Annotated in this window: 16 protein-coding genes; 6 read left to right on the forward strand and 10 right to left on the reverse strand. The window is 67.2% G+C overall.

The annotated features are described in order from the left end of the window. Positions 1-28 precede the first annotated feature (28 nt). Positions 29-1,834, forward strand: coding sequence for a sugar-binding domain-containing protein (locus AB0M15_RS07840; protein ID WP_363815126.1), 1,806 nt, complete (start codon positions 29-31; stop codon positions 1,832-1,834). A gap of 4 nt (positions 1,835-1,838) precedes the next feature. Here the strand turns inward: AB0M15_RS07840 and pqqB are convergent, their stop codons facing one another. The 6 genes from pqqB to AB0M15_RS07870 form a co-directional block, all read right to left on the reverse strand. Continuing rightward, positions 1,839-2,708 (reverse strand): pyrroloquinoline quinone biosynthesis protein PqqB, encoded by an 870-nt coding sequence (gene pqqB / locus AB0M15_RS07845; RefSeq protein WP_363815128.1) that lies wholly within the window; start codon positions 2,706-2,708, stop codon positions 1,839-1,841. After that, positions 2,705-3,769, reverse strand: coding sequence for a pyrroloquinoline quinone biosynthesis protein PqqE (gene pqqE / locus AB0M15_RS07850; protein ID WP_363815130.1), 1,065 nt, complete (start codon positions 3,767-3,769; stop codon positions 2,705-2,707). Before pqqE ends, pqqB begins: the two co-directional genes overlap by 4 nt. Then, positions 3,766-4,017, reverse strand: coding sequence for a pyrroloquinoline quinone biosynthesis peptide chaperone PqqD (gene pqqD, locus AB0M15_RS07855; RefSeq protein WP_363815133.1), 252 nt, complete (start codon positions 4,015-4,017; stop codon positions 3,766-3,768). Before pqqD ends, pqqE begins: the two co-directional genes overlap by 4 nt. After that, a complete protein-coding gene (gene pqqC, locus AB0M15_RS07860; RefSeq protein WP_363815135.1) occupies positions 4,014-4,703 on the reverse strand; it encodes a pyrroloquinoline-quinone synthase PqqC in 690 nt (229 codons plus the stop codon). The genes pqqD and pqqC overlap by 4 nt, the downstream gene beginning before the upstream one ends. A 130-nt stretch (positions 4,704-4,833) precedes the next feature. Next, the gene (gene pqqA / locus AB0M15_RS07865; protein WP_343970293.1) at positions 4,834-4,932 is read right to left on the reverse strand and encodes a pyrroloquinoline quinone precursor peptide PqqA; all 99 of its coding nucleotides are present in this window, start codon (positions 4,930-4,932) and stop codon (positions 4,834-4,836) included. Positions 4,933-5,042: 110 nt separating this feature from the next. Continuing rightward, positions 5,043-6,197 carry a putative sulfate exporter family transporter gene (locus AB0M15_RS07870; RefSeq protein WP_363815137.1) on the reverse strand — a complete coding sequence of 385 codons (1,155 nt, stop codon included), beginning with the start codon at positions 6,195-6,197 and terminating at the stop codon, positions 5,043-5,045. Positions 6,198-6,284: 87 nt separating this feature from the next. Between AB0M15_RS07870 and AB0M15_RS07875 the strand changes: the two genes are divergently transcribed. Further along, positions 6,285-7,061: a GntR family transcriptional regulator gene (locus tag AB0M15_RS07875; protein ID WP_363815139.1), complete on the forward strand. Its 777-nt coding sequence runs from the start codon at positions 6,285-6,287 to the stop codon at positions 7,059-7,061. Positions 7,062-7,125: 64 nt separating this feature from the next. Then, positions 7,126-7,992: an oxidoreductase gene (locus AB0M15_RS07880; protein ID WP_363815141.1), complete on the forward strand. Its 867-nt coding sequence runs from the start codon at positions 7,126-7,128 to the stop codon at positions 7,990-7,992. Positions 7,993-8,050: 58 nt separating this feature from the next. Here the strand turns inward: AB0M15_RS07880 and AB0M15_RS07885 are convergent, their stop codons facing one another. Beyond that, positions 8,051-8,974 (reverse strand): MBL fold metallo-hydrolase, encoded by a 924-nt coding sequence (locus tag AB0M15_RS07885; protein ID WP_363815144.1) that lies wholly within the window; start codon positions 8,972-8,974, stop codon positions 8,051-8,053. A 117-nt stretch (positions 8,975-9,091) separates the two neighbouring features. Between AB0M15_RS07885 and AB0M15_RS07890 the strand changes: the two genes are divergently transcribed. Together AB0M15_RS07890 and AB0M15_RS07895 are read left to right on the forward strand one after the other, a co-directional pair. Further along, positions 9,092-9,973, forward strand: coding sequence for a LysR family transcriptional regulator (locus AB0M15_RS07890; protein WP_363815146.1), 882 nt, complete (start codon positions 9,092-9,094; stop codon positions 9,971-9,973). Next, positions 9,970-10,842 (forward strand): serine hydrolase, encoded by an 873-nt coding sequence (locus AB0M15_RS07895; RefSeq protein ID WP_363815148.1) that lies wholly within the window; start codon positions 9,970-9,972, stop codon positions 10,840-10,842. The genes AB0M15_RS07890 and AB0M15_RS07895 overlap by 4 nt, the downstream gene beginning before the upstream one ends. Here the strand turns inward: AB0M15_RS07895 and AB0M15_RS07900 are convergent, their stop codons facing one another. From AB0M15_RS07900 to AB0M15_RS07910, 3 genes are all read right to left on the reverse strand, one after another. Beyond that, complete coding sequence (locus AB0M15_RS07900; RefSeq protein ID WP_363815150.1) at positions 10,843-11,238, reverse strand: RidA family protein; 396 nt, start codon at positions 11,236-11,238, stop codon at positions 10,843-10,845. A gap of 8 nt (positions 11,239-11,246) precedes the next feature. Next, positions 11,247-12,383 (reverse strand): hypothetical protein, encoded by a 1,137-nt coding sequence (locus tag AB0M15_RS07905; protein WP_363815152.1) that lies wholly within the window; start codon positions 12,381-12,383, stop codon positions 11,247-11,249. Between the two features lie 141 nt (positions 12,384-12,524). Then, complete coding sequence (locus AB0M15_RS07910; protein ID WP_363815154.1) at positions 12,525-13,181, reverse strand: flavin reductase family protein; 657 nt, start codon at positions 13,179-13,181, stop codon at positions 12,525-12,527. A gap of 65 nt (positions 13,182-13,246) precedes the next feature. Between AB0M15_RS07910 and AB0M15_RS07915 the strand changes: the two genes are divergently transcribed. Then, complete coding sequence (locus AB0M15_RS07915) at positions 13,247-13,954, forward strand: helix-turn-helix domain-containing protein (RefSeq protein ID WP_363815156.1); 708 nt, start codon at positions 13,247-13,249, stop codon at positions 13,952-13,954. Position 13,955 lies beyond the last annotated feature (1 nt).

Here is a 13,955-nt window from a genome sequence, read left to right on the forward strand (position 1 = left end):
GCATCCCCTCCAGCCCCGGGAGCCCTCGATGCCCACTGCCCAGCAACCCCGCCCCGAGCACCCGCGGCCGCAGTTCACCCGCCCGGACTGGCTCAATCTCAACGGCGAGTGGCAGTTCGAGCTCGACCGGTCCGACTCCGGGCTGGAGCGCGGGGTCCGCGAGCGCGAGTTGCTGCAGCGGATCACCGTCCCGTTCGCGCCCGAGTCGCAGCTGTCCGGGATCGAGAACGTCGACTTCCTCGAGGCCGTCTGGTACCGGACGACGGTGACGATCCCCGCCGACTGGACCGGCAAGGACGCGGTCCTGCACTTCCAAGCCGTCGACCACGACGCGACCGTCTGGGTCAACGGCGTCGAGGTGGTCCGGCACCGCGGCGGCTTCACTCCGTTCAGCGCCTCGCTCAGCACCGTCGCCGCTCCCGGCGAGGAGGCGACGATCATCGTCCGCGCGCGCGACAGCCGGTACGGCGTACAGGCGCGTGGCAAGCAGTCCCAGCCGTACTTCAACGCCGACTGCCACTACACCCGGACCACCGGCATCTGGCAGACCGTCTGGCTGGAGGCCGTCCCGTCGATCCATCTGAACCGGCCGCGGATCACCCCCGACGTCGCGGGCTCCTGCTTCCACATCTCGGTCCCGCTCTCCGCCAACAAGCCGGGCTGGAAGGTCCGCGCCGTACTGTCCGACGCCGCGGGCGAAGTCGCGACGGCCGAGGTGCGCGCGGATCTCGATCTCGCCCCGCGACTCGTCCTCGCAGTACCGGCCGATCGCGTCCGCCTCTGGGACACCACGGACCCACACCTGTACGGCGTTCGCCTGGAACTGATCGATGCCGACGGCAACCTCGTCGACGCGGCCGACAGCTACGCCGGATTGCGGTCCGTCTCGATCAACGGCCAAGCCGTCCTGATCAACGGCAAGCACGTCTTCCAGCGACTCGTGCTGGACCAGGGCTACTGGCCCGAGAGCCTGATGACGGCGCCTTCCGAGGAAGCGCTGATCGCCGACATCGAGCTGAGCCTGGCCGCCGGGTTCAACGGCGCACGCCTGCACCAGAAGGTGTTCGAGGAGCGGTTCCTGTACCACGCGGACCGGCTCGGCTACCTCGTCTGGGGCGAGTTCGGCGACTGGGGTGCGGGCATCGCCGGCACCGGCGACGACAACCAGCAGCCGACCGCGTCGTTCGTGACGCAGTGGCTGGAGGCCGTCGAGCGCGACTACAACCACCCGTCGATCGTCGGCTGGTGCCCGCTCAACGAGACGCACCAACTGCTGCACGACAAGATCACCCAGCTCGACGACGTGATGCGCGCGATGTTCCTGGCCACCAAGGCGGCCGACTCGACCCGGCCGGTGCTCGACACGTCGGGCTACTCGCATCGCGTGCCGGAGACGGAGGTCTGGGACTCGCACAACTACGAGCAGGACCCGGTCGAGTTCGGCAAGCAGATGGCCGGGCTCGCCGACGGAGCGCCGTACGGGAACACCGGTCCGGAGGGGCGGCCGCTCTCGCAGGAGTACAACGGGCAGCCGTACTTCTGCAGCGAGTTCGGCGGGATCTGGTGGAACCCTTCGGCCGCTACTGCTTCCGGCAACGACCCCGAGTCGTGGGGTTACGGCCAGCGGGTCAAGGACGAGGCCGAGTTCTACGAACGGTTTGCCGGACTGATCGGCGTACTGCTCGACAACCCGTTGATGTTCGGCTACTGCTACACGCAGCTGACCGACGTCTTCCAGGAAGAGAACGGCATCTACCGGTTCGACCGCAGCACGAAGCTGGACGTCCCCCGCATCAAGGCCGTCCAGGTCCGCGCCGCGGCGTTCGAAGGTTAGATCCCTACAGCACAAGGACAGTCCCGTCGGGTGGGACCTTCACACCTGCCGCCCGGATTCCGGCGTACTGCGAAGTCGCCGGATCCAGGGCCGGGTTGGTGTTGTTGAGATGCGTGTAGGCCCAGGCCGTGCCGGGCTGGGCCGCGCTGAGTTTGCGGATGCGTTCGAGGCTGGCCTCGATCGGCAGGTGCCCCATCACGCTCTGCGCCTTGTCCGTGGCATCGGCCTTGTCCGACATCTCCCCACCATCATGAAAAGTGCCATCCAGTGCTACGTACCCGGCACCGTCCACGAATTCGTCGAACCCATCCGGCCAGGTCGCCAGGCACGGCGCGTAGACGAGGCCCCCGCCGGTCGCGGGATCCTCGAACCGGTACGCGACCACCCACGGATCGCCCGTCGCACTGGTCACATACTTGGGCCGCTTGTTGCTGACAGCAAGCACCTTGACGCGGAACCCGGCCAGGTACTGATCGGACCCGACCGTCGACCACGTCCAGGAGCCGTACTTACCCAATGTCGACCTGACGTCTTTCAGTGCCTGAAGGACAGCAGGCGGGGCATAGACGTTGAGGCCGGCGCCCTCCCGCAGCATCGTCAGGCCGAGCGTGTGATCCAGCTCGGCATCGGTCAGGAAGACACCCTTGATCGGCGTCTCCCGGGGACCGGGCCCGGCTCGAAGCTCTTTGGTGGCGAGGATCTGGGCACGGATGTCCGGCGACGCGTTCACCAGATACCAGTCGTTGCCATCAGCGCTGATCGCGAGGCCGTCCTGCGTCCGCGGCAGGAGGCCCGGGTCGGAGCAGGTCGGGCAGGCGCAGTTCCACTGTGGGAAGCCGCCACCGGCGGCCGTGCCGAGCAGGATCGCTTTCATCCGCGCATCTCGAACTCGGCCGCTTTGACCGGCGTCTTGAGGATCAGGTCGACCAGCCCGCGGTCGGGTGACTTCTTGCAGACCGGGTCGGTCGCGGCGCCGTCGCCGGTCAGCAGGAATGCTTGACAACGGCAACCACCATGATCGAGTCCACGCCGGTCACAGCTGCGGCAGGTGTCGCTCATCCAGTCCTCGCCGCGATACGCATTGAACGACTCCGAGCCGTACCAGATCTCCTGCAGCGACTTGGTGGTCGCGTTGTCGAGGTCGAGGGTCTCGATCGCGCTCGCGGCCGGGCACGGAAGTACCGTCCCATCCGGAGCGATCGTCAGCTGCCGGGCACCCCAGCCGTACATGCACGGCTTCGGATACTCCTCGTAGTAGTCGGCGACGACATAGATGACCTGCATCTTGCCCTTCAACCGATCGATGGCCGCCCGTACCACGGGCTGCGCCGCGTCCAGCTGCTCGCGCGTCGGCATCAGCTGGTCGCGGTTGCGCAACGCCCAGCCGTAGTACTGGGTGTTGGCCAGCTCCAGCCGGTCGGCGCCCATCTGCTCGGCGAGCGCGATGATGCCTTCGAGCTGGTCGTGGTTGGCACGATGGAGCACGACATTGACGCTGAGCGGGAGGCCGGTGCGCTTGATCAGCTCGGCGGCGACGATCTTGTGGTGATGGGCGCGGGTGCCGGCGATCTTGTTCGCCCGCTCGGCATCGGCCGCCTGGACCGAGAGCTGAATGTGCGACAGACCTTTGTCGACGAGGGTGTCGAGGCGGCTCCCGGTGAGGCCGAGGCCGCTGGTGACGAGGTTGACGTAGGCGCCAAGATCGGCAGTGTGCTCGATGAGTTCGGGGAGGTCCGGGCGGCCTAGTGGTTCGCCGCCGGAGAAGTGGACCTGGAGGACGCCGAGTTCACGCGCTTGGGTGAGAATCTCCTTCCATTGCCCGGTTTTGAGCTCCTGGTCGCGCTGGAGGAGTTCGAGCGGATTGGAGCAGTACGGGCAATGGAGTGGGCAGCGGTGGGTCAGCTCCGCCGTGAGCCCGAGGGGTGCCTCCGTCATGACCACTCCACCACCTGTCGATCGGCGAGCCGGGTGAGGACATCGACCACTTGCTCGGCTTTCACGCCGTCGTACTGGTTGCTCAGGGCAAGGGTGATCTGCTGGACGTCGGCCTCGCCGTCGCAGAGCTGGAGGATCGCGGTCGCCGTCGGGTTGGGGACGAGGACGCCTTCGGGGTACAGGAGGACCTGAATGTCCCTGGTGTGGTCGTAGGTCAGCCGGACGCCTCGCTTGAGGCGCGGTTTCACTGCCTCGCCGCCGCTCGTTCGATCGCGTCGAGCATGGACCAGAGGACGTCGCATTTGAAGGAGAGTGCGGCGATCGCCTTGTCCTGCTGCTCGCGGGTCGTGCAGTACTCGACGACCAGGTCGAGCGTCACCTGACCTTCGCCGGAGACCGCGTCGATGCGATTGGTGAAGTAGGCGAAGTCCTCGGCGCGGATCCACTCGTACGCCGTGAGCATGTCGACGACGCGCTGCTTCATCAGGTGGCCGGAGAACATCTCGGTCAGGCCGGACGCGACGGCCTCCACCCAGGGCTTGGTGCGGGCGAAGCTGACGTAGGCGTCGACGGCGAACCGTACGCCCGGGGCGAGGTGGCGCTCGTCGAGCACCTCCTCGCGGGTGAGGCCGACCGCTTCGCAGAGCCGCAGCCAGCGCTCCAGTCCACCGTCGATTCCGGTCTTGCCGTCGTGGTAGGTGATGCGGTCGATCCACTGGCGGCGGACCTGCGGCAGCGGGCAGTTGCTGATGATCGCCGCGTCCTTCTGCGGGATCATGCTCTGGTAGTACCAGCGGTTGGCGGCCCACAGCCGCAGCTCCCGCTCGTCCAGGTCGCCGGCGTGCAGCCGCCGGTGGAAGGGGTGCGTTCCCCAGTACCGGTAGGACAGCCCGCGTAATGCGGTGGTGAATTCCTCAGCATTCAACAGGGACATGACGCCGCCACCTCACAATTGAACGTCACAAACGGAACTCAGGCACCCGGAAATGCCTTGTGACGGAACTTGTTCAGGGGAAATCACGGAAAACGGGGGCCTGCGGCGCAGGCCCCCGTTCGGCGGTCTGTCAGTCGATCCGTGCCGCGTAGGAGGTGACTTCGGTCGGAGTCTCGAACTCGAGGAAGTCCGGGGCGATCCAGGTTTCGCGCTGCGTTGTTTCCACCATGGCTGGCTCCTTGCGTTCAGGACGGGGGGCGCCGTCTTTCTGCAAGATAAGACTTAGGAAGGGACATTTACTACCCCTGTCCCGAGATTTGGTATTTCAGGTTTCTTATTTCACAACGTGCCGGTGAGCAGTTGCAGCCCCAAGCTGCTCAGTGCTACAGAAGCCCACAACAACGCCCCCAGCGCCAACGGCCGCCAGCCGGCCTTCCGTAACTCACTCGGCCGCATCGACAGCCCGATCGCCACCAGCGCCGAGGTGATCAGGAACGTCCCGACCAGAGACAACGTCTCCTGCCAGGCTGCCGGCACCACACCCGCACTCCGCAGCCCGGCGGCCACGATGAACCCGATCAGAAAGAGCGGAACCATCCGCCGCCACGGCAACCTGCCTGCGGCAGGCGCTGGCGCGGGCAGCACGCCCTCACCTGGGGCGGCGGCCCCCGCCCCCACTCCGCCTGTTGTGCCCATGGAGTTCGCCTTGCCGACCGCAGTGGCAGTGCGTGCTTCTCGCCGCGACTTCAGGATGACCAGGCCGATGACGATGGGGATGAGCATCAAGGAACGGGTGAGTTTGACGACCAGCGCTTGGTCGCCGGCCGCCTGGGAGTAGGTGTAGCCGGCGGCAACCACCGATGAGGTGTCGTTGATGGCGGTACCGGCCCAGAGGCCGAAGGCTCGGGCGTCGAGGCCGAGGAGGTGGCCGAGCGGCGGGAACGCGAGCACCGCGACGACGTTGAAGGTGAAGATCGTCGCCAGCGCATAGGCGACCGACGAGCGCTTCGCCCCGATCGCGGCGGTGGCGGCGGCGATCGCCGAGGCGCCGCAGATCGCAGTACCGACTCCGATCAGCGTCTGGGTATCACCGCGCACCCCGAGCAGCCGCCCGAACAACCAGGCGCCACCCAAAGCGACCGTCAACGTCCCCAGCATCACCGGCAGCGACTCACCGCCGACCTTCAGAACCTGCTGGAGCGACAGCCCGGTGCCGAGCACGACGATCGACAACTGCAGCAACGTCTTCGACGCGAACTCATATCCCGGCCGAGCCCACGAGCCCCGCAGCGCCGGCACGAGCACGCCGGCAAGGACGCCGAGCACGATCCCGAAGACCGGCCCGCCGATCACCGGCACCAGCCGACCCAGCGGCACTGCTGCGGCGGCCAGCGCGAGCGCCACCAACAGCCCGGGAACCCGCTCGATGAAGTGTGGCTTCGCGCCGGGTCCGGTCTCGACGACAGCCGGTGACCTAACCTCGACGTGCACCACGAGCGGGCCTCCTGACAGAAATGTGCGTACATTTAAGTTAGGAGATGACCGGACATTTGGCAAGACGGCATCGACGGAGAGGTCCGGATGAGCGAGCGCAAGCTGGATCGCAGCGGTGGACAACCGCTGTGGAAGCAGCTGCAGCAGGAACTGGTACGCCGCCTGCGGGCCGGCGAGTTCGACGACCTGTTCCCCGGCGAGCTCGCGCTGGTGGAGGAGTACCAGGTGAGCCGGCACACCGTCCGCCAGGCGCTCGGCAAGCTCCGGGCCGACGGGCTGATCGTGGCCGAGCGGGGGCGCCAGCCGCGGGTCGCCACCTCCCCGGAGATCCGGCAGCCGATGGGTGCGCTCTACAGCCTCTTCTCCTCGGTCGAGGCGTCCGGGCTGCCGCAGCACAGCGTCGTACGGGCTCTGGACGTCCGGGCGGACGGGGTGATCGCCAGTCGGTTGGATCTGGAGGCGTCGATCCCGCTGGTCTACCTGGAGCGGGTGCGGTTCGCAGGGGACGAGCCGCTGGCGTTGGACCGCGTCTGGTTGCCTGCGTCGCTGGCTGAGGGGCTACTGGACGCCGACTTCGGCCATACGAGCCTCTACAACGAGTTGGCCGAGCGGACCGGGCTACGGCTCGACCACGGCCGGGAGGACATCCGTGCGGTCAACCCGACGCCCGCGGAGCGAGCACTGCTGCACTGCCCAGCTGACGCGGCTGCCTTCTCGATCAACCGGCTAGGGCACGCCCAGGGACGCAAGATCGAGTGGCGGCACACCGTAGTACGGGGTGATCGCTTTGCTCTGGCTGCGGAGTTCTCGGCGCACGCTGGGTATCGCCTGGCGCCGGCTGCCGCCGGTACTGCGCTTTCCTAGCCCTGGGAGTCCCAGGACAACTGGGGCATCCCGTGTTGGGTCTCTGGCGAGCGAGAGTCGGAGTATGACTACAAACCTTCCCGGCGGGGCTCTCACGCTTGCGGACGATCTCACCATCAGCCGGATGGGCTACGGCGCCATGCAGTTGGCCGGGCCCGGCGTCTTCGGTCCCCCGAAGAACCATGACGAGGCGATCGCCGTACTGCGTACTGCCGTCGAGCTGGGCATCAACCACATCGACACGAGCGACTTCTACGGACCAGTGGTGACCAATGAGCTGATTCGCGAGGCGCTGCAGCCGTACGTCGCGGACCTCCACATCGTCACCAAGGTAGGGGCCCGGCGCGGCGCCGACGGGAGCTGGAACCCGTCGCAGGAGCCCGAGGACCTCAAGGCCCAGGTCCGCGAGAACCTCGAGCACCTCGGGCTCGACGCACTCGACGTCGTCAACCTCCGCGCACCCGGGCACGAGGAGGTCAGCGACGGGTCGATCGCCGCGGCGTTCACGGCGTTGGCCGAACTGCAGCAGGAGGGGCTGATCCGGCACCTCGGGCTGAGCGGTGTCTCCGACGCGCAGCTCACCGAGGCGCAGGCGATCGCGCCGGTCGTCACGGTCCAGAACCTCTACAACCTGGCCAAGCGTGCCGACGACGCACTGGTCGACCGCTGCGCTGCCGAGGGCATTGCTTACGCCTCCTTCTTCCCGCTCGGCGGCTTCAGCCCGCTGGAGTCGGAGACGTTGACGAAGGTCGCCGCTCGCGTCGGCGCGACTGCCCAGCAGGTCGCTCTGGCTTGGCTGCTGCAGCGCTCGTCGACGATGGTGCTCATCCCCGGTACGTCGTCGGTGGCGCACCTCCGCGAGAACGTCGCCGCCGCCTCCCTCGTCCTACCCGAGGACGCGATCACCGAGCTCAACACCATCGGCCAGTAGCCCCAGCGCCCGAGCCCGGCGCCCGGCGGCCGGCGGCCGGCGCTCGGCGCTCGGCGTTTCAGAGGGTGATCGACTTCAGATGGTCGACGGTGACGAAGGTTGAGCCGGCGGTCTCGACGGAGGTGCGGAGTTTGGTCAGGCCGCCCCAGTCGACCGCCGGCTTGTCCAGCGGCTGATCGAAGTCGTCCCAGTGGGTGGCGATCACCGTCTTCACCGGCTTGATCGCCTGCAACAGCCGATCGGTCACCCCCGGCTCACCACCCGGCGCCGCGAGCACGACATCGACCTGCAGATCCCTTAGTTCGTTGGCATCGAAGCCCGCGGTGCTGAGGCTGAGGATCCGCAACCCACCGATCGTGATCACGTAGGCGAGCGTCCCGCCTTCGACCAGGTCCGCGATCGTCCGCGGCCTTGGCGGCACAGCACCCGGCCGCGTCCCCGGGAACGCGAACTGATGCCGCTTCCCACCACACGAATGCACCGACCGGAACACCTCGATGGTGAACCCGTCGAACGGCAGATACTCCCCACCACTCACCTGCGACAGCTGATCGGCCGGTGCCCGCATCGCCCGCAGCAGGTTCAGATGCGACTCGTTCCCCAGCACCGTCGCCCCGGTCTTGCGTGCGACGTACGGTACGTCGGGGATGTGGTCGTAGTGCCCGTGATGCACCAGCACTGCATCCGCCGTACTCACGTACCGATCAACCACCTCCGGCTGGCTGACCACCCGGGTGCCCGGGTCGGCCCCCTCGGCGCTGTAGGTGCCGGTCTTGAACCTGGTCAACCAGGGGTCGGTCAGTACGACCCGCTGCCCACACCTGATCTCCCACGCGTGATTGCCCCACCAGGTGAGCGTCACCGGCTCGCGTGGTCCTACTGCCGCCTCGACACCGCTGGTACTACGCCAGCCGACCACGCCTGCGGCACCCACCGCGGCCGCTGCCGTACCCGTCAACACACCTCTGCGACTCAACGTCACGCCGTCTCCCTCACTCGAAACCGGACCTTCAGTCAAGGCGAGGGCTTCCGGGGATGTCGAATATGCTCTTACATATGCGGCAAGTTGCTGGGGCTATCAGTGCAGCTCAGGCGGGTCATGCTGACTGAGCGATATCTGCAGATTTTTGTGGCGCTGGCCGAGGAGCAACACTTCGGCGATGCGGCCCGAGTCGTGGGGATCACCCAGCCGCCGCTCTCGCAGGGACTTCGGCGGCTCGAGGCGATGGTCGGGGCCAAGCTGTTCGAGCGCGGGCTCGGGCGGGTCGAGCTGACGGCCGCAGGGGCGGCTCTGCTGCCGTATGCCCGGCGGGCGTTGGGGGCGATCGACGAGTTCCACCATGCGGCTGTCGCCCAGGATCCGGAGGGGCCGGAGATTCGGCTCGGGCTGGCTCCTGAGGTGCCTGCGTCGGTGGGCGCGGCGGTTGCCGCGGCATGTGGTGAGGCGGTGCCCGGGAGCCGGGTGACAGCCGTCTCCGCGCCGACCAGCGCTCTGGTCAGCCAGGTAGCGTCCGGCCGGCTCGGGCTTGCCGTAGTACTGCATCCGGCTGTCCTCGACGGGCTCCAGGCAGGACCGGTGACACTCCTCAGGACCTGGGCGCTGGTACCAACCTCCCTCCACCCGGACGACGGTCAGCCGCTACCGCTCCGCAAGCTAGACGGACTACCGATCGCAGTACGACCGCGTGCCGAGGCGCCTGCAGCCAGAGACCTCTTCCTAGACACCCTCGGCCTGCACCGGCCCGGTGGCGGCGCAGTGGTCGTCACCGACGACCGAGCAGCCCTAGCAATGGCCGCAGCCGCCCAAGCTATCCTCATCACCCCAGACGACTCCCTCCAGGCCACCGGCGTAGGCAGACACCGTCTGGTCGACGACCCGCTCCCAGTCCGCCTCCGGCTCGTCTGGTCTCACGCCGGTACGCCGAACGCCCTCCCACCGGAAGCAATACCCCACCTAGCCCAAGCCCTGGCCACACCATGACTGCGCGCATTCGAGCGACCTTCGAGGACGCCGGGGCACGCGGCTGGTTGCATGCGGTCTCGATCGACCATCCGGACCAGACGGTCGACCTGGACCCGGATGTCGTCGTACCGATCGCCTCGGTCTACAAGCTCCCGCTACTGGTCGCCTTCTGCCATCTGGTCGACACCGGCGAGCTCGACCCGCGTGAACAGCTGACACTCCAGCCGGCTGGCCGCATCCCCGGCGCCACCGGCCTGTCGATCCTCCGCGACCCAGTGACCATGTCGCTGCGCGATCTGGCCGTCATGATGATGGCCGTCTCCGACAACGCCGCCGCCGACGCCCTGCTCAACCAGGTCGGTGTGGATCGCCTGGCTCGGCTCCTGCAGTCCTTCGGCTTACAGCACACTCAGGTACGCCGCGGCGCCGCCGGCAACCTCAGTGAGCTGCGGCGACGGACCGGTGCTCCTGACGTCGACGCCGCGTTCGCAGTACTGGCTGACAACGACCAGACAGACCCAGTGGGCGTCTACGACGCCGCTGGGATGGCAGCGAGCTCTGCCAGGGACATGACGACGCTACTGGCAGACCTGTGGTCCGGACGGCTGCTATCCGACGCGCAGACGGCATTCGCCCAAACGCTCATGCAGCAACAGGTCTTCTCCCAACGCCTGGCCGCCGGCTTCCCGTACGACGGCGTACGGGTGGCCGGCAAAACAGGAACCTTCGGCGCCCTGCGCCACGAGGTGGGCGTGATCGTGATGCCGGCCGGTGACGCCTACGCCATCGCCGTCTTCACCCACGCAGCCCGCGGCGACCACCGCCTCCCCCGAGTCGACGCAGCCATCGGCGAAGCAGCCCGGCTAGCCATCGACCAACTGCGCTAGCTACTCAGCGACGACGGCGTAAGCCTCGACCTCGATCAGTACGTCCGGACGGAACAACGCAACCACCTGCACCGCAGTGCTGGCCGGCGGGTTGGCCGTGTCGATGTGGGCGTCCCGCGCAACCCGGATCGCCGGCAGACAAGCGACATCCGTGACGAAGAAGTTGAGCTTCACCACATCAGCGAACGTCGCACCCGCCGCCGCCAGACAGCGCTCCAGATTGGCAAATACCTGCTGCGCCTGCGCCCCGGCATCCCCCTCACCAACAAGGTTGCCCTCAGCATCAAATGCGACCTGCCCCGAGATCGCGACCCACCGCCCCGGCCCGCTGACGACATGGCTGTACCCGTTCCCCGGCGCGACACCCTCAGGATTCACATGACTGAGCTGACTCAAGACCTGTCCTAACTATGTTTGAGATCGGCGAACAGCTGCTGCTCGGTCCGCCCCAGGTGGGCGACCATGATCCGATCCCGCTGATTCTGGTCCGAACCCCGCAGAGCCAGCCCTTGGTAGAGCCCGATGACCTTGTCCTCACCGTACTTGCGAACAAGGTAATCGACAGTCAGCCAGCCGATCTCGTACGAGCTCTCCGGTCTCTTGAAGAAGGTCTCGTCCGACGGCAGCGTATTCACCGCGGCCAGGTAGTCCGAGCGGACCACCCGGCGATGCTTGTCGAGCTCACGTTCACCGGCGATCGTCTGCCAGTCGACGTATCTGGCCGCGCCCTCGATGAGCCAGTGCGGCGCGTAGAGTCCGTACTCCGCGCAGGCGACGTGAGTGAACTCGTGGGCAAGGATCCGGGTGCTGAGGTCGTAGCGATCGACCGGGTTCACCACCACATAGGCGCCACCGGCCACGCCCCGCTTGTCGGCCTCGGTCGGCAAGGTCCGGTACACACGCGACGCCTGCGCAAGGGACTCCTGCTGCGGATTGCTGAAGTCGACGTTACGTACCTGCTGGTCGTTCATGGTCAGGGCGATCACCAGACCGCCACCTCGCCAATTGGCCGACCACGTCTTGTTCACCGCCTTCACGGCAGCCTCCGCAGAGGCCAGGGTCGATGCGGCGAGCTTCGTGTTGCCCGGCTCGACGACGACCAGCGCCCGCGCTCCCCGGCGTACCAGCACCGGCCCCAGATCCCAGGCTTCCCTGTGCGACCCGTTCGGCAGGCCGGGATCCAGATCGGTGTCGTTGACCAGCACGTACCGGCCGCCGCGCTGAGCGAACGTGTAACCAAGCGCGGCCTTCACCAACTGATCGTCGATCCCACCGATCTGGTATGCCATCACCACCCTCGTCGAGTAGCTCGTCGGCCCGTACTCGTCGATCACCCACTGTTTGACCTGCGGCTCACCCCGCAGATAACTCAGCTTCGCGAACCCGAACTGCACCAGGTTCCCGAACAACACCTTCTGCTCGGCCACCAGCTTCTTGTTCGCCGGATCCACATCGGCCAGAAACTGCGCCCGATCCTTCCGCAGCACCGCGGAAGCCCGGCGCTTCAGAATCGCATCGACAGCAGCACGCTGAGTGCCCACATCAAGCTCTACCGCGGTACCCACCACCGGCGCGGCCTTCTCGCCCCCACGCCCTCGCCAAAGCACTCCACCAGTGACCCCACCGGCCAGAACCACCACCGCAAGGCCCAGAACCCATCCCCGCCGAACCCCATTCACGCGCTAAGCATGCACCAGTTCAGCCCACCCCCCCCCCGAGACGCTGTTGCAGCTTGCTGCAGTGGGCGTCTCGGTGCGGAAGCTTTCGCCGAGTTGCTGGGCCAGGCCGAAGTAGTGACGGAAGTTGTAGATCAGCGGGGACCACCGTCGCGGGTCGACGTACGAAGTGCCCGGTATGACGATGCGCTGGTCGGCGTGGACTCTCAGCACTCGCGCCTCAACGATGAAGAAGTTGCTACTGGCATCCAAGCGGATGTCGTCGGCGACGGCCTCGAACTGAAGCGGGCATTCGGCGACCCGTGGTGGTCCGACCAGCTCGGACGGTACCGGCGTCAACCCGGCCGACTCGAACTTCGCCGGCTCGTAGCGGAATCGCTCGCGCTTCTCCTCCGGTACCGGGTACCGACCGGTCATCCCCGCGATGCTCTCGACCGCCGTCCACAGCTCCGGCGACGGGAAGTTGATCACCATCTCCGGCCGCCGGCGCAGGTTGTGCGCGGTCTGGCCGTCTGTACCGATGCCGAGGACAACGACGTCGCCGAGTGCCCAGGCCGATGACATCGGGGCGAGGTTGAAGGTGCCGTCGCCGTTGTCCGTGCTGATCAGCTCGACCGGCGTACCGACGTACAGGATGGACGGTTCGATCGTCAGATGCGTCATGGTGCCGACGCTAGGAGCCGGTCGGTTCGGTGGGCGCCGAAGCATCGGCGAGGCAGGATGGGTGCGTGAACACGTCGACGGAAGGCCAGGAGCTCGCGGCTTGGGCGAAGATGCTCGCCGACTCCACCCGGGCGACGGTGTGCCTCGCCTTGCTCGACGAGCGGGCGTGGACGGCGACCGAGCTGGCCAAGCTGGCGGGGGTTTCGCGGCCGACGATCAGCGAGCACCTCAACGTGCTGGTCGACGGCGGGCTGCTCAGCGAAGTACGGCAAGGACGGCATCGGTACGTCAAACTCGCCGGCCCGGAGACGGCCGAGTTGCTGGAAGGCCTTGCGGCGTTGGCTCCCCGGCGTACCGAGCAGGCGATGAGCCTGTCGGCCGCGTCGAAACGAGACGCTTTCGCCCGGGCTCGCACGTGTTACGACCACTTCGCCGGGCGACTTGGCGTCGCATTGACCGACGCGATGACAGAACGTGGTCTGCTCGACTGGTCGGAAGGCGTTGCGCTGACCACGGAGGGCAACGCGTGGCTTGCCGAACTCGGCATCGTCGTCGAACCGCGGCGCGGGCGTCCCGCAGTACGGTCCTGTCTCGATGTCACCGAGCGTCGACCGCATCTGGCTGGCGCCGTGGGCGCCGCTATGTGCGCACATGCATTGCGGCAAGGGTGGGTGACACGCATCCCCGGCGGCCGCGCACTGAAGGTGACCGGCTCGGTGGAGACGCTCGGTCTGCCCGTCAGTGTGGTGCGAGAACTGCTCACCAGATCGTGAG

It is taken from the genome of Kribbella sp. NPDC051718, from assembly GCF_040681515.1.
Classification (GTDB): Bacteria; Actinomycetota; Actinomycetes; order Propionibacteriales; family Kribbellaceae; genus Kribbella.